Raw genomic sequence first — 21,750 nt, forward strand, 5'->3', positions numbered from 1 at the left:
GCCGCCTCGCGCATCACCCTCAGTTCTCAACTTCTTCCCACGGCTTCGACTGACTGAAAGGCCCAGATATGACTCAGGTCGACACAACCACCGCCCTGCCGGGCACCGGTGCCACCCAGGACGAGCACCTGGCGGCACTGTCCGGCTACAAGTACGGATGGCACGACTCCGACGCCTATGCGGCGGCCTCCCAGCGCGGCCTGTCGGAGGAGGTGGTGCGCGGCATCTCGGCGATGAAGCACGAGCCCGAGTGGATGCTCAAGCTGCGCCTCAAGGCCCTGCGCCAGTTCGAGAAGAAGCCGATGCCGACCTGGGGCGTCAACCTCGACAGCATCGACTTCGACCAGATCAAGTACTTCGTCCGGGCCCAGGAGAAGCAGGCGAAGTCCTGGGAGGACCTGCCCGCCGACATCAAGAACACCTACGACCGGCTCGGCATCCCCGAGGCCGAGAAGGACCGGCTGGTGGCCGGGGTGGCCGCCCAGTACGAGTCCGAGGTGGTCTACCACAAGATCAACGAGGAGCTCGGCAAGCAGGGAGTGATCTTCCTGGACACCGACACCGCCCTCAAGGAGTGCCCCGAGCTGTTCAAGGAGTACTTCGCCTCCACCGTCCCGGTCGGCGACAACAAGTTCGCCGCCCTCAACACCGCGGTGTGGTCGGGCGGATCCTTCATCTACGTCCCCAAGGGAGTGCACTGCACCATCCCGCTGCAGGCCTACTTCCGGATGAACACCGAGAACCTCGGTCAGTTCGAGAGGACCCTGATCATCGTCGACGAGGGTGCCTACGTGCACTACGTCGAGGGCTGCACCGCCCCGATCTACAAGTCGGACTCGCTGCACGCCGCGGTCGTCGAGATCATCGTCAAGAAGAACGCCCGCTGTCGTTACACGACCATCCAGAACTGGTCGAACAACGTCTACAACCTCGTCACCCAGCGCGCCTACGTCGAGGAGGGCGGGACGATGGAGTGGATCGACGGCAATATCGGCTCCAAGTCCAACATGAAGTACCCGGCCTGCTACCTGATGGGCGAGCACGCCAAGGGCGAGGCCCTCTCGGTGGCCTTCGCCGCCGAGGGTCAGCACCAGGACACCGGCGCCAAGATGGTCCACAACGCCCCCTACACCTCCTCGACGATCGTCTCGAAGTCGATCTCCCAGGGAGGCGGCCGGTCGGCCTACCGAGGCCTGGTCGCGGTGGGCAAGAACGCCCACCACTCGGCCTCCTCGGTGCGCTGCGACGCGCTGCTGGTCGACGACATCTCGCGGTCGGACACCTACCCCTACAACGACGTCCGCACCGACGAGGTGTCGATGGCTCACGAGGCCACCGTCTCCAAGGTGAGCGAGGACCAGCTGTTCTACCTCATGCAGCGGGGACTCACCGAGGAGGAGGCGATGGGCATGATCGTCCGCGGGTTCATCGAGCCGATCGCCAAGGAGCTCCCGATGGAGTACGCCCTGGAGCTCAACCGGCTCATCGAGATCCAGATGGAGGGTGCGGTCGGCTGACCCGGTCGACCACCACATCACCCGCAATCCACACGAAAGAGAGCACAGCGTTGACCGCACCCGTCCAGACCCCCCAGAAGGGTCACAATGTGACGATCGAGGGGGACGTCGAGTCCCATCTGCACCCGCGCCCCTCCTGGCAGCTCGCCGACCATCCGATGCCCACCGGGCGCGAGGAGATCTGGCGGTTCACCCCCGTCCGTGAGTTCGCCCCGATCCTGGCCGAGGGTCCGACCCGGGCCAGCCTCGAGTGGGACATCAAGGCACCCGAGCAGGTCACCGTCACCGACCTGGCCCCCGACGACCTGCGCGGTCTGGCCGAGACCCCCCAGGACCGCCTCTCGGCGGTGGCGGCCACCAACTCCGTCAACCCCTCGAGGCGGATCGAGATCCCGGCCGACGCCCAGTACGACGACCCGATCGACATCAACCTCACCGGCACCGGTTCGGGCGAGTCGGTCTACCAGAACCTCGTCGTGGAGATCGGCCGGTTCGCACACGTCACCCTCGTGGTGCGGTACAAGGGATCGGCGAACCTCGGCGAGAACTGGACCTTCCGGATCGGCGACGGCGCCGAGGCCACCATTGTCTTCGTCCACGAGTGGGACGACGACGCCGTCCACGCCGCCCAGATCGCCTTCGAGCTGGGCCGCGACACCACGGTGCGCACCGCCCAGGCGACCTTCGGCGGGAAGGCCGTGCGGATCTCGCAGACGGCCTCCTACCAGGGGCCGGGAGCCGACCTCTCGCAGCTCGGCGTCTACTTCGCCGATGCCAGCCAGCACATCGAGCACCGGCTGTTCGTCGACCACAACGCCCCGCGCACCAAGTCGCGGGTGGACTTCCGCGGCTGTCTGCAGGGCGCCGGGGCCCACACCGTGTGGGTCGGCGACGTGCTGATCCGTCCGGTCGCCACCGGCATCGACACCTACGAGTCCAACAAGAACCTGGTGCTCACCGAGGGCTGCCGGGCCGACGCGGTGCCGAACCTGGAGATCCAGACCGGCAACATCGTCGGCGCCGGGCACTCGGCCTCCACCGGCCGGTTCGACGCCGAGCAGCTGTTCTACCTCCAGTCCCGAGGGATCGAGGAGGAGGAGGCACGGCGTCTGGTGGTGCACGGCTTCTTCACCGACATCGTCCGCAGGATCGGCGTCGAGGAGATCAGCAACGAGCTGATGGACCGCATCGAGGAGGAGCTTCTCGAGAGCCTCGGAGCCTCCACCCAGACCGCCGCCGACCAGTCCTCGGAGGGCTGAGATGGCAGCGGTGAAGGTGACGACCGTCGACCAGCTGGCGGATGACACGCCGGCCGAGTTCGACGACGTCGAGGGCACCGACATCGTCCTGGTGCGCACCGAGGGCCAGACCTTCGCGATCGGGGCCCTGTGCAGCCACGCCGAGGTGCCGATGGTCGATGGAGAGGTCGAGGACTGCGCCCTCGAGTGCTACATGCACGGCTCCATGTTCGACCTGCGCACCGGCGCACCGCTCAGCCTGCCGGCCACCGAGCCGATTCCCGTATTTCCCGTGACTATCGACGGCGACGACGTCCTCGTCGACGTCGCCCATCCCATTCCCTACAAGGAGTCCTGACACACCCATGGCAACTCTTAAGATCACCGACCTGCACGTCGACGTCGAGACCGAGACCGGTCCCAAGAACATCCTCAAGGGGGTCAACCTCACCATCAACTCCGGCGAGGTTCACGCCATCATGGGCCCCAACGGCTCGGGCAAGTCCACCCTCGCCTACACCCTCGCGGGCCACCCCAAGTACACCGTCACCAGCGGCACCGTCACCCTCGACGGGGAGGACCTGCTGGCGATGACCGTCGACCAGCGCGCCCGCGCCGGCCTCTTCCTGGCCATGCAGTACCCGGTCGAGATCCCCGGCGTCTCGGTGGCCAACTTCCTGCGCGCCGCCCGGACCGCCGTGGACGGCAAGGCCCCCAAGCTGCGCACCTGGATCAAGGAGGTCGACGCCGCCCTGGAGCGCCAGGACCTCGACGACGACTTCGCCGACCGCTCGGTCAACGAGGGCTTCTCCGGTGGCGAGAAGAAGCGTCACGAGATGGCCCAGCTGGAGCTGCTCCACCCGAAGTTCGCGGTCCTCGACGAGACCGACTCCGGCCTGGACATCGACGCCCTCAAGGTGGTCTCCACCGGCGTCAACCACTACCTGGAGGACAAGACCCGCGGGGTCATGCTCATCACCCACTACACCCGCATCCTGCGGTACATCCACGCCACCCAGGTCCACGTCTTCGTGGACGGCCGGGTGGCCGCCACCGGCGGTCCGGAGCTGGGCGAGCAGCTGGAGGCCGAGGGCTACGAGAAGTACGTCGAGGCCGCGAAGGCGAACGCCTGATGAGTGGGGCCACCGACTACGACGTGGAGGCCGTTCGGGCGGACTTCCCCATCCTGAACACCAGGGTGGGGGACTACCCGTTGGCCTACCTGGACTCGGCCAACACCTCCCAGAAGCCGCAGGTCGTGATCGATGCGGTGGCCGACCACTACGCCCATCACAACGCCAATGTGGCCCGGGCGATGCACAAGCTGGGGCTGGAGGCCACCCAGGCCTACGAGGGGGGACGCGAGCGGATCGCCCGGTTCATCGGAGCCGAGCGGCCCGAGGAGGTCATCGCCCTGTCGAACGCCTCCGAGGGACTCAACCTGTGCGCCTACACCCTGGGATCGCGGCTGAAGCCCGGCGACGAGGTGGTGGTCTCTGTGATGGAGCACCACTCGAACCTGGTGCCCTGGCAGCTGGCCTGCCAGCGCACCGGCGCCACCCTGCGCTGGTTCGACATCACCGATGAGGGCCGGCTGGACCTCGAGAAGGCCGAGCGCGAGGGGCTCATCAATGAGCACACCAAGGTGGTCTCGATCGCCCTGGCCTCCAACGTGCTCGGCACCGTCAACCCGGTGACCGCGATCGCCGCCCAGGCCCATGCGGTCGGTGCGGTGATGGTGGTCGACGCCTCCCAGGCGGTGCCCCAGATGCCCGTCGACGTCTCGACCCTGGGTGCCGATCTGGTGGCCTTCACCGGTCACAAGATGGTCGGCCCGACCGGTATCGGGATCCTGTGGGGCCACTACGACCTACTCGCCGACCTGCCCCCCTTCCTGGGCGGCGGGGAGATGATCGAGATCGTCCGGATGGACCACTCGACCTACGCCGAGCCGCCGCACCGGTTCGAGGCCGGCACCCCGCCGATCGCCCAGATGGTCGGGCTGGCGAAGGCCGCCGACTACCTCGACGGGGTGGGGATGGCGGCCATCGCCGCCCACGAGCGCGACATCGCCGACTACGCCCTGGCGGGGCTGACCGGGTTGAAGGGGCTGCGTATCCTGGGTCCCACCGAGGCCGTCGATCGCACCGGGACCATCTCGTTCACGATCGAGGGGGTCCACCCCCACGACGCGATGAGCCTGATGGACTCCCACGGGGTGGCGGTGCGCGGTGGTCACCACTGCGCCCGACCGCTGCACGAGAGACTGGGGATCCAGGCCTCGCTGCGGGCATCGGCCTACCTCTACACCACCCGCGGGGAGATCGACGCCCTCGTTGACGCTGTGGAGTACGCCCGCGATTTCTTCACCGGTCGGACCCTGACCGGCGCCGGGGCTGGAAGGAGTGATTCATGAACGTCGAGGACATGTACCAGCAGATCATCCTCGATCACTACCGCGAGAAGCACCACTCGGGGCTGCGCGACGGCTACGCCGCCGAGGTGACCCAGGTGAACCCGTCCTGCGGCGACGAGCTGATGCTCCGACTGCACCTGGACGGAGACGTCATCACCGACGTCTCCTACGACGCGGTGGGCTGCTCCATCTCCCAGGCTTCCACCTCGGTGATGACCGATCTGGTGATCGGCGGCACGGTCGACCACGCCCAGAAGCTGTACCGCGGCTTCCAGGCGATGATGCGGTCCCACGGCGAGGAGACCCTCGACCCGGATCGCTACGACGACGCCGTGGCCTTCGAGGGGGTCGCCAAGCTGATGGCTCGCGTCAAGTGCGCGATGCTCGGCTGGTCGGCTCTGGAGGAAGCCATGATGGAGGCTCAGCAGAACAGCGACACAGCGGTGTCGACGCAGAGCAGCGACACCGCGGTGTCGACGCAGAACAGCAGTACTGCCGTGTGCGCAGGAGCACCGGCGAGGGGAGAGAAGGCATGAGCGAGGAGACCACCCAGGAGGCCAGGCCCTCCGACCTGGTGCGCGACACCCTTCCGGACCAGGAGCCTGCGACTCCGCAGCCGGGGGAGCAGTCCGGGGAGGTGACCCGCTCGCTTCCGACCGTCGACGACATCATCGAGGCGATGAAGGATGTCATCGATCCCGAACTCATGGTCAATGTGGTGGATCTGGGCCTGGTCTACGGGGTCCAGATCGACGACGAGGCCAATGTCACCATCGACATGACGCTGACCAGTCCCACCTGTCCGCTCACCGATCGCCTGGAGTACGACACCCAGACGGTCCTCGAGGGGATCGTCAACAGCGTGGCGATCAACTGGGTGTGGCTGCCGCCGTGGGGTCTTGAGAGGATCACCGAGGACGGCCGGGCACAGCTCCAGGCCATCGGCTTCAACGTCTGATCCGCGACATCTGATCCGGTTCTGATGAGGGCGGGCCCCCACATCTGTGGGGGCCCGCCCTCATCCTGCCGTGACCGCAAGGACTGCCGTGACCGGTGTGGATGCCGTCGTCGATGGCGACCGCCGCCATCCGTGCGGCGGGTCACCGCTCGCTCGGGGGCCGGATCAGCCGTCCAGGTTGTTGGTCGAGAAGGTGTCGCAGGAGGCCAGGCTGCTGGCGTTGAACCCGCGCTGGGTCCAGTAGACCCGCATCTTCGAGGACCCATGGGTCCAGGCGTCCTGGTTCACCCGACCGGAGGACTGCTCCTGGATGTGGTCGTCGCCGACCGCCTTGGCGGCGTCGACGATCTTGGCGATGTCGGCGGAGGTGACATTCTCGATGAGGTCGTCGGGGTTGTCGGAGGCCCACTTGAGGTAGGCCCCGGCGTAGCAGTCGGCCTGCAGCTCGAGGCGCACCGAGGGGGAGTGGGCACCGGTCTGGTTGCCCGATGCGTGGGCCTTGGCCAGGGTGCCGAGCAGATCCTGGGCGTGGTGGCCGTACTCGTGGGCGATGACATAGGCCTCGGCCGCGGTGCTGGACTTGGTGCCCAACTCGGTGAACAGCTGCGAGAGGAAGCCGGTGTCCAGGTAGACCAGCTTGTCGCCGGAGCAGTAGAAGGGGCCGGTCTGGGAGTCCGCCGTCCCGCAGGCCGTCGAGATCTGGCCGCTGAAGGGCTTGATCCGAGCCTTCGTGTACCCGTCGATCTGGGTCCCCCAGTACTGGTTGACGCTGGTGGCGTAGGCCGCCCAGCGGCAGTTCGGGTCCCGGTTGGCGTCGGCCCCGGTCCGACAGCTGGAAGTCGAGACGGCGGTGCTCTGCGACGTCTCGGTGCCGGTTCCGGAGTCGGTGCCCAAGATGTCGCCGGGATTGACGCCGAAGACCAGGGCGAGGATGAGCACCACGATCCCGGCCCCACCACCCAGGACGATCCGTCCTCCTCCGCCGCCACCGCGTCCCGGTCCACCGGCGCTGTTGTCGATGGAGTCCGAGTCGATCTGAGCGTCATTCTTGAAGTCCATCGTTCCTCCGGGTCGGTCAGCAGGCGAGACCAGACTACGCATCAACAGTGTGCGATCCGGCTTCTCTCCCGAGGTCGTCTACTCACCGGCAATCATCGCGATGGCCGCCAGGTGTCCCTCAAGGGCGGCTCTCCCCGCGCCGGTGAGACTGACCCAGGTAAGACGACGCGAGTCGCTCCGGGCGCGCGAGGCTTCCTTGCGGAGGGTGATCAGTCCCGCCTGGGCGAGCACCTTGAGGTTCTTCGACAGACTCGCATCGTGCAACCCCAAGGTGTCGCGAACGACGGAGAACTCGATCTCCGACATACGTCGGAGCAGGCCACATATCCGTAGCCGCACCGGCGAGTGGATCACATCGTTGAAAGCGGGTTGTGCATCTGACGTCATCAGGCTCGTCCGGTCCTCCCGCCCAGTTCGTCACGCAGCGCGTCATCGTAGCGGCGCCCGAGCACGACTGTCGCGAGGAGTGCAGAGACGGCAGGGATGAGCCCCCACCATGGCGAGAACGCAAGAAACTTGATCGCGAGACTGCTCACCATCGCCAGGATCAGGATCGCGAGGAGTGTCAGAAGCAGGCGCTTGCCGCGAGAACCAGCGGGTTGGGTTGTTGAGACCCCGTAGCGGCGGTTGTAGGTGATCGTGAGCACCGGCAGCAGCATGATTCCGACCGCGACGATCCAGATCGCAGTTGAGCCGGGAAGCACCTGCGAACCGACGAAGGCGGCGACGATCGCCCCCAGCGCGGGGTGGTACCACCACGGTGTCACGACTCGGGCGGCAAGTCGTGATCCGTCATCCTGAAGCTGCCTGAGAGTCTCGCGGGCCGACGCGGCTTCAGGGTGTTCAGGCTGATCACCGCCATGGCTGAAGTCGTTTTCCATGCAGGAAAGCGTATCTGTCGTGTGCCATCAGGAAAAGGGGAATGAGCCCCTGAAACGCGATCGGTCCTCGTCAAGCTGCGCGGCAAGGGTCGGCGTCCTCGACTGGTCGCCGTCCTCGACAGGTCGTCGTTCTGGGCGAGCTTGGCGAGCACCGTGCCCTCATCGGAGGGGGGAGCTACTTGGCCCTGCTAGACGACGAACCAGAAGACCACCGCGAGTACCGCCACCAGCGCCGGAAGACCGAACATCAGGACAAGCCGCCAGGTGCGGCGCAGCCAGATCTGGGCGAGGATGCCGATGATCGACCCGAGGGCCGCGGCGGCCACCGCCGATCCCCAGTAGGTGGCGGCCTCCCCGGGACGACACCCCTCCAGGGACGAGTCGCACAGGCTCCACCAGGCGAGATAGCCGAAGATGCCGATGCCGATGACGGCGACGACCATCCCGATGATGACCCAGATGGAGTACCGCCGCCATGCCTTCAGGTCGGCGGCGATCTCCTCCTCGTTCTCCGGTGCTGCTCGCCGTGGTGCTGCCATGTCGTCCATTGTTGCCCATTGTGGCGACGCTGGCCCGTCGGGGCGCGCCGGGGGATACTCCCTCCATGGTCCACACTCCGCCCACCGCCACTCCCCAGGTTCACTGGGCGTCCCTCGACGAGATCGATCCGGTGGTGCTCTACCGCCTGCTGTGGCTGCGCAGCGAGGTCTTCAACGGGGAGCAGCACTGCACCGACGACGATCTGGACGGCCGCGAGCTCGATCCCTCCTCCCGGATCGGCTGGGTGGAGGTCGACGACGAGCCGGTCGCCACCCTGCGCGCCTTCGACGAGGACGGGGTCACCGTCCTCGGCCGACTCGCCACCGCGGCCGGCCACCGGGGTCGGGGTCTGGCCGCGGCACTGGTCCGGCGAGCCGTCGCGGAGTCCGCCGGGCGTCCCGTCGTCCTGCACGCCCAGGCCCACCTCCAGGGCTGGTACGCGGGCCTCGGATTCGTCCTGGACGGAGAGCCCTTCATGGAGGCCGGCATCCCGCACGTGCCGATGAGGCTCACGCGCTGAGCTGACAAGATGTGCACGCATTTGGCCACCGGGGCGGGTGAGGGCAGGATGGTCCGGTGCTGCAGGTCAAGGATGTGGAGGTCCGTATCGGGGCCCGGTTGTTGCTCAACCCGGTGAGTTTCCAGGTCGCACCCGGGGACAAGATCGGACTGGTGGGCCGCAACGGCGCCGGAAAGACCACCCTCACGAAGATCCTCGCCGGGCAGACCCAGCCCAGCGCCGGCACCGTCTCCCGGACCGGTCAGCTCGGCTACCTCCCTCAGGATCCGCGCGATCCCGACCTCACCCAGCTGGCTAGCGAGAGGATCCTGTCGGCCCGCGGTCTGGCCCACATCCTCGACAAGATGCAGAGCCTCGAGGACGCGATGTCCTCCCCCGATGACGCCGTCCGCCAGCGTGCGATGGACAAGTACGCCAAGGCCGAGGCCCGACTGATGGCCGCCGGCGGCTACGGGGCCGAGGCCGAGGCGGCCCGCATCTCGGCCAACCTGGCACTTCCGGACCGCGTCCTCAGTCAGCCCCTGGGCAACCTCTCCGGCGGCCAGCGACGCCGCGTCGAGCTGGCGCGGATCTTGTTCTCCGGCGCCGACACCCTGCTCCTGGACGAACCGACCAACCACCTGGACGCCGACTCGATCAATTGGCTGCGCGGCTTCCTGCAGGGCTATCAGGGCGGGGTCCTGATGATCTCCCACAACACTGAGCTGGTCGGGGAGACCGTCAACAAGGTCTTCCACCTGGACGCCAACCGGGCCACCCTCGACGTCTACTCGATGAACTGGAGGCGCTACCTCATCCAGCGCGCCGCCGACGAGAAGCGCCGCCACAAGGAGCGGGTCAACGCCGAGCGGAAGGCCTCGGCACTGATGGCCCAGGCCGACAAGCTGCACGCCAAGGCCACCAAGGCGGTCGCCGCCCAGAACATGGCCCGACGGGCCGAGCGGCTGCTGGCCGGGGTCGAGGGGGAGAGGGCCGCCGACAAGGTGGCGGCCATCCGCTTCCCCAGCCCGGCCCCCTGCGGCAAGACGCCGTTGACCGCCCACAACCTCACCAAGACCTACGGGTCCCTGGAGGTGTTCACCGGGGTGGACCTGGCGGTGGACCGCGGCTCCCAGGTGGTGGTGCTGGGCCTCAACGGCGCCGGCAAGACCACCCTGCTGAGGATCCTGGCCGGGGTGGAGACCCCAGACACCGGCGAGGTCGTTCCGGGTCACGGGCTGAAGATTGGCTACTTCGCCCAGGAGCACGACCTCATCGAGATGGACCGGACGGTGCTGGACAACATGGCGCGCACCGCCGGGGACATGACCGACACCGACATCCGCAAGATCCTGGGATCCTTCCTGTTCACCGGCGACGACGTCGACAAGCCCGCCGGGGTGCTCTCGGGAGGCGAGAAGACCCGTCTGGCCCTGGCCATGCTGGTCGTCTCCTCGGCCAATGTGCTGCTGCTTGACGAGCCCACCAACAACCTGGACCCGGCCAGCCGCGCACAGGTGCTCGACGCGATCGCCCACTTCGGTGGGGCGATCGTGCTGGTCACCCACGACGAGGGCGCCGTCCAGGCCCTCCAGCCCGACCGGGTGCTGATCCTGCCCGAGGGGACCGAGGATCTGTGGGGGCCCGACTACCAGGACCTCATCACGCTGGCCTGAGCGGCCGGCCCGGCGGTGCAGGTGCCGGTACCATGAGCGCGTCATCACCACGACCGCGGAGGACAGCCATGCCAGCACGCCAGCCCAGACTCACCGGGGACCAGAGGCGTGCGATGGCCGAGGTGCTCGCCCAGCGCTATGACGAGGGGGCCTCGATCCGGTCCCTGGCGGTGGAGTTCGGCAGGTCCTACGGACTGGTGCAGCGTCTTCTCGCCGAGGCCGGGGTGGAGTTCCGGGCCCGTGGCGGAGCCGACCCCAGCTCCCCGATGACCCGCGCCGAACGTGAGAGCGAGGCACCGACGGATGATTCCCGGGATGCGCCGGAGCAGCCACGGGAGCCCGATGAGGCAGCCGAGACGGTGACCGAGGAGCAGCTGGCGAAGGCCGAGGCCAAGGCGCGACGGGCCACGAACCGGCTGTCCAAGGCGCTGCGGGCGCGGGCGAAGCTCACCAAGGCCAACAGCTCCAAGAAGCAGCGCAGGGCCGCGAAGAAGAAGGTGGCCAACCGCCGCCTGAAGTCGGAGAAGGCCGCCGACCGGCTGGAACGGATCCGCGAGCAGCTGGACGCCCACACCGGCCACTGAGTCGGTCAGTGCGGGTCTCGGCGCAGGAAGATGGTCAGTCCCCGCCGCGACGCCGGAAGGTGGTCACCTCGACCGCCACCGTCACCGCGATCGGTTCGCTCAGATCGACGTGGGTGGCGTGATGGGCGCTGGGTCCCATCCCCACCGCATCGGCGGCGAGCCGCGGATCCAGGGTCACGACATTGCTGACCGTCTGATGGGCGAAGGGTGTGAAGGACTCCACCAGCCCCTCCATCATCTGGTGCCTCTTGTCGGGCTGGATCCCGATCATCCCGGTGGCCTCGCGCAGCTCGGCTAGATGGGTGCTGAGCGGGGTCACGACGACCAGCAGACCCCCGGCAGACAGCACCCGGTGGAACTCCTGGCGGTTGCGAGGAGCGAAGACGCACATCACGGCGTCCACCGATCCGCTGCGCAGCGGCAGGCCGCGCCAGGTGTCGGCGACGACAGCCGCCATCCGCGGATGGGCCCGAGCCGCCCGGCGGACGGCGGCCACCGAGACATCGGAGGCCAGTCCGTGGGCCGACCCGACGGCGTCCAGCACCTTCCCCAGATGATGTCCGGTGCCGGCCCCGGCCTCGAGGATCCGCTGCGATGAGGCCAGTTGTCGCGCCATCACGGCGTCCACCGGGTCGAAGATGCCGGAGTCCAGGACGCGCTGGCGGGCAGCGACCATCTCGGTGGTGTCGGCATTGATGCCGGGGCGCGCCGGGATCATCGTGACGTGACCCTGACGGGCGACGTCCAGGCTGTGACCGTGACGACAGCGCAGGGTTCGCTCGGTCAGTTCCAGGCCCTCCTCGGCGCCCGTCCGGCGTCGACAGGTGGGGCAGATGAGCCAGTCGACGACCTGGGCCAGGCCGCCGGTCACGAGGGATCGTCCGAGGAGGGGCCGGTGCTCGAGGAACCGGTGCCGGGCACCCCGGTCGCGGAGTCGATCGGGACGCCGTTGCGGGTGGCTGGCTTACCGATCGGGACGCCGTTGCGGGTGGCTGGCTTTCCGACCGGGGCCGGCCTGTGAGCCCTGCGGGCCGAGCGCTCCCGGCGCGTGCGGCGGTCGCGGATGTCACCGCGGATCAGGACGAACAGCCCGCCCACCGCGATCGCGGTGAAGCAGAACCACTGGATCGCGTAGGACAGGTGCGGACCCTCGTCGAGCTGGGGCAGCGGCAGCGGGGTGATCCGCGCCGACTGCGGAGGCATCGAACTGGCCAGCATGATGTACCCGTCGACGTAGTCGCCGCCCTGGGCGCGGCCGATCGCCTGTGAGTTGATGAGTCTGGCGCGGCCGTCGACCGGGACGACGGCACTGTCCTTGCCGTTCTCGTTGCCGCGCACATAGCCGATCACCGTGACGGTGCCGCCCGGAGGTGCCGGGATGTCGGCGATGTCGGGATCGGTGCCGTCCCCGGCTCGCGGGATGAATCCGCGGTCGACGAGCACGGTCCGACCGTCCGCGGCGCGCAACGGGGTGATGACCTCACTGCCCTGCTGGTCCCCGGACTTCCGGTAGCGGATCTGCAACTGGTGGGCGGCGTCATAGCTTCCGGTGACGGTGACCCGGGTCCACTGGTCGTCGGCGCCGATGACCTTGCCGGGGGTGAAGACCTGGGCCCAGTCGACGACCGGTTGGCCCTCGTGGGCGCGGACGATCGCATTGGCCTCGCGCCGGCCCGAGAGCCGGTGGAGCTGCCACTCGCCCAGGCGCACCATCACCCCGGCCAGGATCACGACGAACAGCGCCAGTCCGATCCATCGCAGCCACAGCCTCTTCACCCGGCCGAGCCTAGTCGCTGCGGTCGGTCCGGTCCCGGGGGCTTCCCGCCGGGTCCTGGTCGTCCTCGGCCAGTTGTCCCGGGATGGTCACCGCCGAACCGAGCTGGTGCTGGGCCTGCGAACGCTCGGAGGCCTCGACGGTACTGGTGCGACGGTCGTCGACATTGCCCAGGATCACCGCGATGGCCGGCAGCAGGGCCGCCCCGGGGATGAAGAGCCATCGCCACGGGTTCGGGGCGACCACCAGACCGATGAAGCAGACCGTCCTGATCGCCATCGAGATGAGGTAGCGGCGCTGACGCGACTCCAGATCCTCGGAGGCCGAGGGCCGGGCGCCGGTGATGAGATGACCGCCGTGGCGGCGCGAGTGCGACCTCCGGCCGGGGTGGCCGGTGTCGCTGCGGTGCGACGACTCGGATGGCACAAGAGTGGGCACCCCTTCAGGGTAGGCGCGCCGTCGGGCCTGTGGAGACCTCACAGACACCTGCTTTCCGGGTTGTGCTGCCAGCGCATCGGGCACCCGCCGGCAGGGGCCGTCGTGCCTGAAGCTCCCGTGCGGCGCTAGGTTCGTGCCATGACTGTTGAGGATCCTGACCAGGGGCGCGTCGCGCTCGTCACCGGAGGGTCGCGAGGTATCGGCGCGGCGATCGCCCAGGCACTGGCCGCCGACGGCTACCGGGTGGCGGCCACCAGTCGCAGCGGCACCGCACCCGAGGGAGTCCTCCCGGTGGTCTGCGATGTCACCGACGCCGACTCGGTCGACGCCGCCTTCACCACGGTGGAGAAGGAGCTGGGTCCGGTCGAGGTGCTGGTCGCCAATGCCGGAATCACCCGCGACACCCTGCTGGCCCGGATGAGCGAGGAGGACTTCACCTCGGTCCTCGACACCAACCTCACCGGGGCTTACCGGGTGATCCGTCGCGCCGCCCGCGCCATGACCCGTGCCCGGTTCGGCCGGATCGTGGTGATGTCCTCGGTGGTGGGACTGCTGGGATCGGCCGGCCAGGTCAACTACGCGGCCTCCAAGGCGGGCCTGATCGGGATCGCGCGCAGCGTCTCCCGGGAGCGCGGGGCCCGCGGGGTCACCTGCAATGTCGTCGCTCCCGGGTTCATCTCCACCGACATGACGGCGGTGCTCCCGGACAAGGTCATCGCCGACTACCGGGCACGGATCCCGGCCCGGCGGCTCGGGGAGGTCGACGACGTCGTCAACGCCGTGCGCTTCCTCACCTCCGATGCCACCTCCTACATCACCGGCGCCGTCATCCCGGTCGACGGCGGTCTGGGCATGGGCCACTGAGCTCCGCCTCCGGCTGCCTCTGAAACGTCAACGAAAGGGTTACAACAATGGGACTTCTCGAAGGAAAGACCATCCTGGTCACCGGGGTGACGATGCACACCTCGATCGCCTTCAAGGTGGCGCAGATCGCACAGGACGAGGGCGCCCGGGTCATCGTCTCCAACATCCCCCGCGCGATCCGGGTCACCCACCGGGCGGTCCGCAAGCTGGATCCGGTACCTGAGGTGATCGAGCTGGACGCCACCGACGAGGAGCAGCTCACCGCCCTCCCGGAGACCCTGCGCGCACTGGGGGTCGAGAAGCTCGACGGCGTCGTCCACGCGATCGCCTTCGCCAACCCGAAGACCGCCCTGGGCGGGGAGTTCCTCAACACCGAGTGGCACGACGTCGACGTCGCCCTGCACACCTCGACCTACTCCTACGTCTCCCTGGCCAAGGCCGTCCAGCCGCTGTTCGGCACGACCGCCGCGGTGGTCGGGCTCACCTTCGACGCGACCGTGTCATGGCCCTTCTACGACTGGATGGGAGTGGCCAAGGCCGGTCTGGAGTCGGCCAACCGCTACCTGGCCCGCTACCTGGGCAAGGACGGGGTGCGCTGCAACCTCGTCTCGGCCGGACCGCTGGACACCATGGCCAAGACCTCCATCCCCGGGGCCGACGCCTTCAACAACCTGTGGGGGGACCGAGCCCCGCTGGGATGGGACACCAAGGACGCCACGGCGGCCGCCAAGGCCGTGGTGGCCCTGCTGTCCGACTGGTTCCCGGCCACCACCGGTGAGATGGTGCACGCCGACGGAGGACTGCACTCCACCGGCGCCTGATCCGACCCTCCGCTGGGAGGACGCGACGGTCCGGCACTGTGCAGTGCCGGACCGTCGCTGTGTACTGGGGCGCTCCGCGGGGTTGTGGGGCGCCCCGCCGGGCTCGCGGGATCAGTTCGTCGGCATCCAGGGGTGGATGAGGTGCTCGGGGGCCAGCGCCGAGGCGAGTGCGTCCTTGTCGAGGAGGTGCTCCTCCAGGATGATCTCGCCGACCGTGCGGCCCTCCGCCAGAGCCTGCTGAGCGACCCGGGTGGCGGTGCGGTAGCCGAGCGCCGGCGACAGCGCGGTGACGATGGAGACCGACCTCCAGACCTCCTCGCGCAGAGTCTCCTCATTGGCGGTGATGCCGGTGATGCAGCGGTCGGTGAAGACCACCATGGCCCGCTGGAGGTGGCGGATCTCCTCGAACAGCAGGTGGGCGATGATCGGCTCGAAGGCGTTGAGCTGCAGCTGGCCGGCCTCGGCGGCCATCGAGATGGTGACGTCATGGCCGACGATCTCGAAGGCAACCTGGTTGACCATCTCGGGGATGACCGGGTTCACCTTGCCGGGCATGATGCTGGATCCGGCCTGGACCGCCGGCAGGTTGATCTCCCCGAGCCCGGCCCGCGGACCCGAGGACAGCAGCCGCAGGTCGTTGCAGATCTTCGAGATCTTCACCGCGATCCGCTTGAGCACCCCGGACAGCTGCACGAAACCGCCGACGTCCTGAGTAGCCTCGACCAGATCGGGGGAGGCCGACAGCTCGAGGCCGGTCAGCCTGTTGAGCTCGGTGATCATGGCGGGGGCGTAGGCGGCCGGGGTGTTGATGCCGGTGCCGATGGCGGTGCCGCCGATGTTGAGCTGGGTGAGCAGTTTCCGGGCGGCCGCCAGGATCGACTCGTCATTGCGCAGCATCACGGCATAGGTGCCGAACTCCTGGCCCAGGGTCATCGGGACGGCGTCCTGGAGCTGGGTGCGTCCGAGCTTGAGGACGTCGGAGAACTCCTCGGCCTTGGCGGCGAAGGCGTCGCCGGCGTGCCTGAGCGCACCGGAGAGGTCGTCGAGCATCAGGAGCAGGGCGATCTTGATGGCCGAGGGGTAGACGTCATTGGTGGACTGGCAGCAGTTGACGTGGTTGTGGGGGTCCACGACGTCGTAGCGGCCCTTGGCCAGACCGAGCTCCTCGAGGGCGACGTTGGCGACCACCTCGTTGGCGTTCATGTTGGTGGAGGTGCCGGCCCCACCCTGGATGGTGCCCACCACGAACTGGTCGTCGAACTCACGGGCGCGGATCCGCTGGCAGCCGGCGATGATCGCCTCGGCGGCGCGGGCGGGGACCAGCCCCTGTGCGGAGTTGACGGTGGCGGCGGCCTGCTTGATGACGGCCAGGGCGTCGACGAACTGAGGGTAGTTGCCGATCTTCTTGCTGGTGATCGGGAAGTTCTCGAGGGCGCGGGCGGTGTTGATGCCCCAGTAGTGGGCGTCGTCGATCTGCACCTCCCCGAGCAGGTCGACCTCCACGCGGCTGGACTGGGATGACCTCGGGTGCTGTGTCATGAAGCTCCTCGCCTTGGTTGGACACCACTCATGATGGGCCAACCATACGGACAGCCGCGAGGCTCGGGTCCGGCGCGGTCCTTCCTGCGCGAGTCCTCCTCGTGGCCCGTGTCCGGCGCCGTCGACGGTGTTCGTCGATCTGAGCGCGAGACGCTGATCAGGTGGTCGGGCAGGGCTGCTCGTCCGGTCACCGCACTGTGTTCAAGCGGCCATGAGACGTGCTCGGTGGGCCGTGGCTCTGTGCTCGGTCGGTCACTCTCGACGGCCCGGCGCCCGATCGCCCCGGGGCCAGGCGGTGGCGGCGGTGACGGCGTCCTGAGCGGCGGCGCGCAGCCTGCGAAGAGCGGACTCGCGGACCTGGGAGCCTTGGGAGGTGAGCATCGGTGAGGACTCCAGACCCGACTCACTGGCCTCCAGGGCGGTCCATGCCAGGTCCAGCAGCACCTGGTCGGAGTGCCGGTGCCCCCGGCCCAACCTCGGCGGGACCGACTCGGGACGACTGCCGGTGACGATGTCGAGGCGGCCCAGCTCCCCGGAGACCTCGGCCATCACCTGACGCAGCTGCTGGCCCGCCTCGGCAGGGGTGGCCGGGGGAATCGGCGGTCGGCCCTGCACTATCCGCCACTGAATGGCCGGGCCGACCGGCTGGGGGATCCAGCACAGCCCGGCCGGAATGCCCGCCGGTCCCGAGGTGTGGCAGATCACCGCGGTCCCCGCCTCCAGCACGTCGGCGTTGAGCTCGGCGGGCCCGCGCAGTCCGGCCAGCCGACCGGGAGCGGTGAGCACCATCGCCCACAGGGCGGACCCGGCCCCGGGCCAGTGGGCGATCCGGGTGAGGGCCCGGCGGACCGGCACCGAGGCCAGCGGATCCTGCTCGGACAGCTGCAGCAGGCCGTCGGGGTCGTGGACCTGGTGCATCGGTCCGAGTCGGTCCTCGGCCATCGGCGCGCTGATCCGGCCTGCGCACAGGTCGTTGAGCAGGGATGTCAGCTGCAGACAGGTCTCACGCACCTCAGGAAGGATACGGGGCGGGGCGGACCATGGCCCGTGTGCATGTGACAGTCTGTGGGCATGCGACGCGTGATCCTTCTCGGTTCCACCGGATCCATCGGCACCCAGGCTCTCGATGTGGTGAGGGCCAATCCTCAACGGTTCCAGGTGGTGGGCCTGTCGGCAGGCAGCAACCGGGAGATGCTCGCCGACCAGGCACGGGAGTTCGGCGTCGAGCATCTGGCACTGGGCGCCGAGGAGTCCTGTCAACTGGTTGCCGATGTCGAGGCCGACGTCGTCCTCAACGGCATCACCGGGTCGGTCGGGCTCGGCCCGACCCTGGCCACCCTGAAGGCTGGCAGGTGCCTGGCGCTGGCCAACAAGGAGTCACTCATCGTGGGCGGGGCACTGGTGAGGAGGGCGGCGGCCCCCGGCCAGCTGGTCCCCGTCGACTCCGAGCACTCGGCCATCGCCCAGGCCCTGCGCGCCGGCGCTCCCACCGAGGTCGCGAGGTTGGTGGTGACGGCCTCCGGCGGCCCGTTCCGCGGCTGGACCCACTCCGAGCTGGAGGAGGTCACCCCCGCCCAGGCGCTGGCCCACCCGACCTGGCGGATGGGCCGGGTCGTCACCACCAACTCCGCAACCATGGTCAACAAGGGGCTGGAGGTCATCGAGGCCCACCTGCTCTTCGACGTCGACTACGACAACATCGAGGTGGTCGTCCACCCCCAGTCGGTCGTCCACTCGATGGTCGAGTTCGTCGACGGGTCGACGATCGCCCAGGCCTCCCCGCCCGACATGCGGCTGCCAATCTCGCTGGGCCTGGGCTGGCCCGATCGCGTCCCCGGGGTCGGCCGGCCGCTCGACTGGCACCAGGTCACCAGCTGGACCTTCGAACCCCTCGACGAGCAGACCTTCCCCGCGGTGGCCCTGGCCCGACAGGTGGGACGGGCCGGGGGAACCTACCCGGCGGTCTACAACGCGGCCAACGAACAGGCCGTGGAGGCCTTCCACGCCGGTCGGCTGTCCTTCCCGGGGATTGTCGAGACGATCCAGCGGGTCGTGGAGGCCCACCAGCCGCCCGCCGAGCTCACCCTCGACAGCCTGGCCGGCGCCGAGCAGTGGGCGCGTCGTCGCGCCGATGAGGACATCGCCGCACGGCGGTAGCGGCTCGGCCCCTCGCGATCGTTGGTAGGTTCGTGCCCATGAATGCAGTGGTGCAGTTGGCCGGGGTCGGTGTGCGGCGCGGGACCACCCAGATCCTCGAGGATGTCGACTGGGAGGTCGACGAGGGTCAGCGCTGGGTGCTGGTCGGACCGAACGGCGCCGGGAAGACCACGATCCTGCAGATTCTGGGCGCCCAGCTGCACCCCACCACCGGGCTGGTGGAGATCCTCGACGAGATCATCGGGGCCGTCGACGTCTTCGAGCTGAGACCACGGATCGGGGTCTGCTCCTCGGCTCTGGCCCACCGGATCCCGGCCTCCGAGACGGTGCGCAACATCGTCGTCTCGGCCGCCTGGGCGGTGATCGGGCGCTGGCGGGAGTCCTACGACCCGATGGACCTGGCCCGCGCCGACGAGCTCATCGCCCAGATGGGGCTGGCCGGAATGGCCGAGCGCACCTACGGGACCCTCAGCGAGGGGGAGCGCAAGCGGGTGGAGATCGCCCGGGCGCTGATGACCGACCCGGAGCTGCTGCTGATGGACGAACCGGCCGCCGGCCTGGACCTGGCCGGCCGCGAACAGCTGGTCGCCGTGATGTCGCAGATCTGCGCCGATCCGAGTGCCCCGGCCACCGTGCTGGTCACCCACCATCTGGAGGAGATTCCGGCCGGTATCACCCACGCCCTGGTGCTGGACGGCGGCAGGGTGGCGGCCAGCGGTCCGGTCGACCAGGTGCTGACGTCCGAGATCCTCTCCGAGGCCTTCGGGCTACCCTTGGAGGTCACCACCAGCAACGGTCGCTGGAGCGCCGTGGCAGCGAGAGAGTGAGGCCCCGATGGCAGAGTTCTGGAGGTGGGTCGCCGAGCACGGCTGGGTGGGCTGGCTGGGAGCCTCGGCGGTGCTCGCCTGCGCCGAGATGCTCACCCTCGACTTCACCCTGCTGATGCTGGCCTCCGGGGCCCTGGCCGGTGGTGTCACCGCCGTCTTCCTGCCCGGTGCCTGGCTGATCCAGGTGCTGGTCGCCGTCGCGGTGGGCGGCGTGATGCTCGCCGTGCTGCGGCCCACCCTGCTCAAGCGGGTGAGGGACGCCCCGGGTTACCGGTCCCTGCTGGACCAGTTGGTGGGTTCGGAGGGCACCGCCACCCGGCAGGTCACCTCGGAGACCGGGGAGGTCAAGGTCCGCGGGGAGATCTGGGAGGCCCGCACGATGAGCCCCGGCGTCACGATCGACGCCGGCGAGTCGATCGAGGTCTACCAGGTCGATGCCACCACCCTCATCGTCTACCCGGCCAGTCAGGGCCTCGGATGGTCGGGAGGGGCCCGAACCTGAGGCCCGTCCGGCGCGCGGCACCGGATGGCGGCGCAGCGGATGGCAGGATGGAGGAAATGACTGTCGCACTCGCTGAGGAGGCCTGATGACCGAGTTCATCGTCGCGATCATCATCATCGTTCTGGTGGTGGTTGCCCTTGGATCGTCGGTGAAGATCATTCACCAACAGAAGATCGGACTGGTGGAGCGTCTGGGGAAGTTCCACCGGCGTCTCAATCCGGGACCGCATCTCGTGGTCCCCGTCATCGACAAGGTCCAGTACAACCTGGACATGCGAGAGCAGGTCCAGCCCTTCCCGCCCCAGGGTGTCATCACCGAGGACAACCTGATGGTCAACATCGACTCGGTGATCTACTTCCAGATCGTCGATCCCGAGCGTGCCGCCTACGAGGCGCAGTCCTACCGGACCGCCATCGAGCAGCTCACCATGACCACCCTGCGCAACATCATCGGCGGGATGGACATGGAGGCCGCGCTCACCTCGCGCGAGGAGATCAACCAGAAGCTGCGGTCGGTCCTCGACGAGGCCACCGGCAAGTGGGGCATCAAGGTCAACCGTGTCGAGCTGAGGGCCATCGAGCCGCCGCCCACCATCCGTGACGCGATGGAGAAGGGGGCTCGCGCCGAACGCGACAAGCGGGCCGCGATCCTGCTGGCCGAGGGCCAGCGTCAGTCCCAGATCCTGGCCGCCGGCGGCGACCGGGAGTCGGCGATCCTGAGGGCCCAGGGCGACCGGGAGGCTCAGGTGCTGCGCGCCCAGGCCGACCGTCAGGCCCAGATGCTGAGGTCGGAAGGCGAGGCCCAGGCCATCACCACCGTGTTCAACGCGATCCACGCCGGTCAGCCCGATCAGGGGCTGCTGGCCTATCAGTACATGCAGATGCTGCCCACCCTGGCGCGTGGGGACGCCAACAAGGTGTGGATCGTCCCGAGCGAGCTGAACGACGCCCTGCGCGGACTCGGTCAGATGGTCGGTGACGGCGACAACCGCAAGCCGACCTACCAGACCGCCGACCCCTCCTCCTTCGACCAGCCGAAGAAGGTCGACGTGATGGCGGAGATCGCCCAGCAGAAGGAGGACGAGCGGGCGCAGTCCGACGCCACCGTCCAGCAGGCCATCGAGGAGGCCGCGAAGCTGGAGAACCCCGGCCTGAGCACCGGGCCCAAGACCGCGCCGTCGGTCGGTCGTGGACCCTCGACCGCGCTGCCCGGATCGTCCAAGGGCGGCCACACGCCGGCCGATCAGCAGGCCCAGGGGCCGATGGGTGGTCTCTACCAGACCGGCTGGGGCACCCCGCAGAGCCAGCCGACCCCGCCTCCCCAGCGCCCGCAGGCCCCGCAGGCCCCCCAGGCCCCCCAGGCCCCCCAGGGCCCGCAGCCGGACCAGGGTCAGCCTCCCCAGCAGCCCTTCAACCCTCGTGGCGGCGACCAGGGCTGAGGTCGCGGGCGGGATCGGGGTC

General features: G+C 68.7%; 25 protein-coding genes. 16 read left to right on the top strand and 9 right to left on the bottom strand.

Translation table 11 applies throughout. From position 1 onward, the window contains the following. The first annotated feature begins 68 nt into the window (after positions 1-68). The 7 genes from sufB to H590_RS14525 are packed head-to-tail and all read left to right on the top strand — an operon-like array spanning position 69 to position 6,129. Complete coding sequence (sufB, locus tag H590_RS0102530) at positions 69-1,517, top strand: Fe-S cluster assembly protein SufB (protein ID WP_028702313.1); 1,449 nt, start codon at positions 69-71, stop codon at positions 1,515-1,517. Positions 1,518-1,567: 50 nt separating this feature from the next. Next, complete coding sequence (sufD, locus tag H590_RS0102535) at positions 1,568-2,776, top strand: Fe-S cluster assembly protein SufD (RefSeq protein WP_414973626.1); 1,209 nt, start codon at positions 1,568-1,570, stop codon at positions 2,774-2,776. Position 2,777: 1 nt separating this feature from the next. Further along, a complete protein-coding gene (locus tag H590_RS0102540; protein WP_028702315.1) occupies positions 2,778-3,113 on the top strand; it encodes a non-heme iron oxygenase ferredoxin subunit in 336 nt (111 codons plus the stop codon). 7 nt (positions 3,114-3,120) lie between these two features. Beyond that, positions 3,121-3,888: a Fe-S cluster assembly ATPase SufC gene (gene sufC / locus H590_RS0102545; RefSeq protein WP_028702316.1), complete on the top strand. Its 768-nt coding sequence runs from the start codon at positions 3,121-3,123 to the stop codon at positions 3,886-3,888. Beyond that, entirely contained in the window at positions 3,888-5,171 is a 1,284-nt protein-coding gene (locus H590_RS0102550; RefSeq protein ID WP_028702317.1) for an aminotransferase class V-fold PLP-dependent enzyme, read from the top strand. The genes sufC and H590_RS0102550 overlap by 1 nt, the downstream gene beginning before the upstream one ends. Beyond that, on the top strand, positions 5,168-5,707 hold the full coding sequence (gene sufU / locus H590_RS14520; RefSeq protein ID WP_084149222.1) for a Fe-S cluster assembly sulfur transfer protein SufU: 540 nt from the start codon (positions 5,168-5,170) through the stop codon (positions 5,705-5,707). Before H590_RS0102550 ends, sufU begins: the two co-directional genes overlap by 4 nt. After that, positions 5,704-6,129 carry a metal-sulfur cluster assembly factor gene (locus H590_RS14525; RefSeq protein WP_028702318.1) on the top strand — a complete coding sequence of 142 codons (426 nt, stop codon included), beginning with the start codon at positions 5,704-5,706 and terminating at the stop codon, positions 6,127-6,129. The genes sufU and H590_RS14525 overlap by 4 nt, the downstream gene beginning before the upstream one ends. A 165-nt stretch (positions 6,130-6,294) precedes the next feature. On the opposite strand, the gene ypfJ is transcribed toward H590_RS14525, so the two are convergent. The 4 genes from ypfJ to H590_RS0102585 form a co-directional block, all read right to left on the bottom strand. Beyond that, entirely contained in the window at positions 6,295-7,188 is an 894-nt protein-coding gene (ypfJ, locus tag H590_RS0102565) for a KPN_02809 family neutral zinc metallopeptidase (RefSeq protein WP_028702319.1), read from the bottom strand. Between the two features lie 78 nt (positions 7,189-7,266). Next, complete coding sequence (locus H590_RS0102570) at positions 7,267-7,575, bottom strand: transcriptional regulator (RefSeq protein WP_036980735.1); 309 nt, start codon at positions 7,573-7,575, stop codon at positions 7,267-7,269. Continuing rightward, positions 7,575-8,069, bottom strand: a complete 495-nt coding sequence (locus tag H590_RS0102575) for a hypothetical protein (RefSeq protein WP_126412798.1) — start codon at positions 8,067-8,069, stop codon at positions 7,575-7,577. The genes H590_RS0102570 and H590_RS0102575 overlap by 1 nt, the downstream gene beginning before the upstream one ends. A gap of 188 nt (positions 8,070-8,257) precedes the next feature. After that, the gene (locus H590_RS0102585; RefSeq protein ID WP_028702322.1) at positions 8,258-8,617 is read right to left on the bottom strand and encodes a hypothetical protein; all 360 of its coding nucleotides are present in this window, start codon (positions 8,615-8,617) and stop codon (positions 8,258-8,260) included. A 56-nt stretch (positions 8,618-8,673) separates the two neighbouring features. Here H590_RS0102585 and H590_RS0102590 point away from each other — a divergent pair, with 56 nt between their 5' ends. The 3 genes from H590_RS0102590 to H590_RS0102600 all read left to right on the top strand — a co-directional run bounded on the left by H590_RS0102590 (position 8,674) and on the right by H590_RS0102600 (position 11,368). Continuing rightward, entirely contained in the window at positions 8,674-9,129 is a 456-nt protein-coding gene (locus tag H590_RS0102590) for a GNAT family N-acetyltransferase (protein WP_036980737.1), read from the top strand. 56 nt (positions 9,130-9,185) lie between these two features. Beyond that, positions 9,186-10,784 carry an ABC-F family ATP-binding cassette domain-containing protein gene (locus tag H590_RS0102595; RefSeq protein WP_028702324.1) on the top strand — a complete coding sequence of 533 codons (1,599 nt, stop codon included), beginning with the start codon at positions 9,186-9,188 and terminating at the stop codon, positions 10,782-10,784. A 68-nt stretch (positions 10,785-10,852) separates the two neighbouring features. After that, the gene (locus H590_RS0102600; RefSeq protein ID WP_028702325.1) at positions 10,853-11,368 is read left to right on the top strand and encodes a helix-turn-helix domain-containing protein; all 516 of its coding nucleotides are present in this window, start codon (positions 10,853-10,855) and stop codon (positions 11,366-11,368) included. A 34-nt stretch (positions 11,369-11,402) separates the two neighbouring features. Here H590_RS0102600 and H590_RS0102605 read toward each other — a convergent pair whose 3' ends face one another. From H590_RS0102605 to H590_RS0102615, 3 genes are read right to left on the bottom strand one after another with little or no spacing between them, the layout of a single operon-like run. Then, positions 11,403-12,239, bottom strand: coding sequence for a methyltransferase domain-containing protein (locus H590_RS0102605; protein ID WP_331855826.1), 837 nt, complete (start codon positions 12,237-12,239; stop codon positions 11,403-11,405). Beyond that, the gene (locus H590_RS14530) at positions 12,236-13,144 is read right to left on the bottom strand and encodes an SURF1 family cytochrome oxidase biogenesis protein (protein ID WP_126412800.1); all 909 of its coding nucleotides are present in this window, start codon (positions 13,142-13,144) and stop codon (positions 12,236-12,238) included. Before H590_RS14530 ends, H590_RS0102605 begins: the two co-directional genes overlap by 4 nt. A 10-nt stretch (positions 13,145-13,154) precedes the next feature. Further along, positions 13,155-13,580, bottom strand: coding sequence for a DUF3099 domain-containing protein (locus H590_RS0102615; protein ID WP_232020930.1), 426 nt, complete (start codon positions 13,578-13,580; stop codon positions 13,155-13,157). A 138-nt stretch (positions 13,581-13,718) separates the two neighbouring features. Between H590_RS0102615 and fabG the strand changes: the two genes are divergently transcribed. Further along, positions 13,719-14,444 carry a 3-oxoacyl-ACP reductase FabG gene (fabG, locus tag H590_RS0102620; protein ID WP_028702328.1) on the top strand — a complete coding sequence of 242 codons (726 nt, stop codon included), beginning with the start codon at positions 13,719-13,721 and terminating at the stop codon, positions 14,442-14,444. Between the two features lie 47 nt (positions 14,445-14,491). Continuing rightward, on the top strand, positions 14,492-15,265 hold the full coding sequence (gene fabI, locus H590_RS0102625) for an enoyl-ACP reductase FabI (protein ID WP_028702329.1): 774 nt from the start codon (positions 14,492-14,494) through the stop codon (positions 15,263-15,265). A gap of 111 nt (positions 15,266-15,376) precedes the next feature. Here fabI and H590_RS0102630 read toward each other — a convergent pair whose 3' ends face one another. Together H590_RS0102630 and H590_RS0102635 are read right to left on the bottom strand one after the other, a co-directional pair. After that, positions 15,377-16,804, bottom strand: coding sequence for an aspartate ammonia-lyase (locus H590_RS0102630; protein ID WP_028702330.1), 1,428 nt, complete (start codon positions 16,802-16,804; stop codon positions 15,377-15,379). A 252-nt stretch (positions 16,805-17,056) separates the two neighbouring features. Continuing rightward, on the bottom strand, positions 17,057-17,815 hold the full coding sequence (locus H590_RS0102635) for a hypothetical protein (protein ID WP_028702331.1): 759 nt from the start codon (positions 17,813-17,815) through the stop codon (positions 17,057-17,059). A 60-nt stretch (positions 17,816-17,875) separates the two neighbouring features. Here H590_RS0102635 and dxr point away from each other — a divergent pair, with 60 nt between their 5' ends. From dxr to H590_RS0102655, 4 genes are all read left to right on the top strand, one after another. Continuing rightward, positions 17,876-18,961 carry a 1-deoxy-D-xylulose-5-phosphate reductoisomerase gene (gene dxr, locus H590_RS0102640; protein WP_028702332.1) on the top strand — a complete coding sequence of 362 codons (1,086 nt, stop codon included), beginning with the start codon at positions 17,876-17,878 and terminating at the stop codon, positions 18,959-18,961. A 38-nt stretch (positions 18,962-18,999) separates the two neighbouring features. Beyond that, positions 19,000-19,788 carry an ABC transporter ATP-binding protein gene (locus tag H590_RS0102645; RefSeq protein WP_028702333.1) on the top strand — a complete coding sequence of 263 codons (789 nt, stop codon included), beginning with the start codon at positions 19,000-19,002 and terminating at the stop codon, positions 19,786-19,788. 7 nt (positions 19,789-19,795) lie between these two features. Then, the gene (locus tag H590_RS0102650) at positions 19,796-20,290 is read left to right on the top strand and encodes an NfeD family protein (RefSeq protein WP_028702334.1); all 495 of its coding nucleotides are present in this window, start codon (positions 19,796-19,798) and stop codon (positions 20,288-20,290) included. Positions 20,291-20,375: 85 nt separating this feature from the next. Further along, positions 20,376-21,728, top strand: coding sequence for an SPFH domain-containing protein (locus H590_RS0102655; protein WP_028702335.1), 1,353 nt, complete (start codon positions 20,376-20,378; stop codon positions 21,726-21,728). The last annotated feature ends 22 nt before the right edge of the window (positions 21,729-21,750 follow it).

This window comes from Acidipropionibacterium jensenii DSM 20535 (genome assembly GCF_000425285.1).
Classification (GTDB): domain Bacteria; phylum Actinomycetota; class Actinomycetes; order Propionibacteriales; family Propionibacteriaceae; genus Acidipropionibacterium; species Acidipropionibacterium jensenii.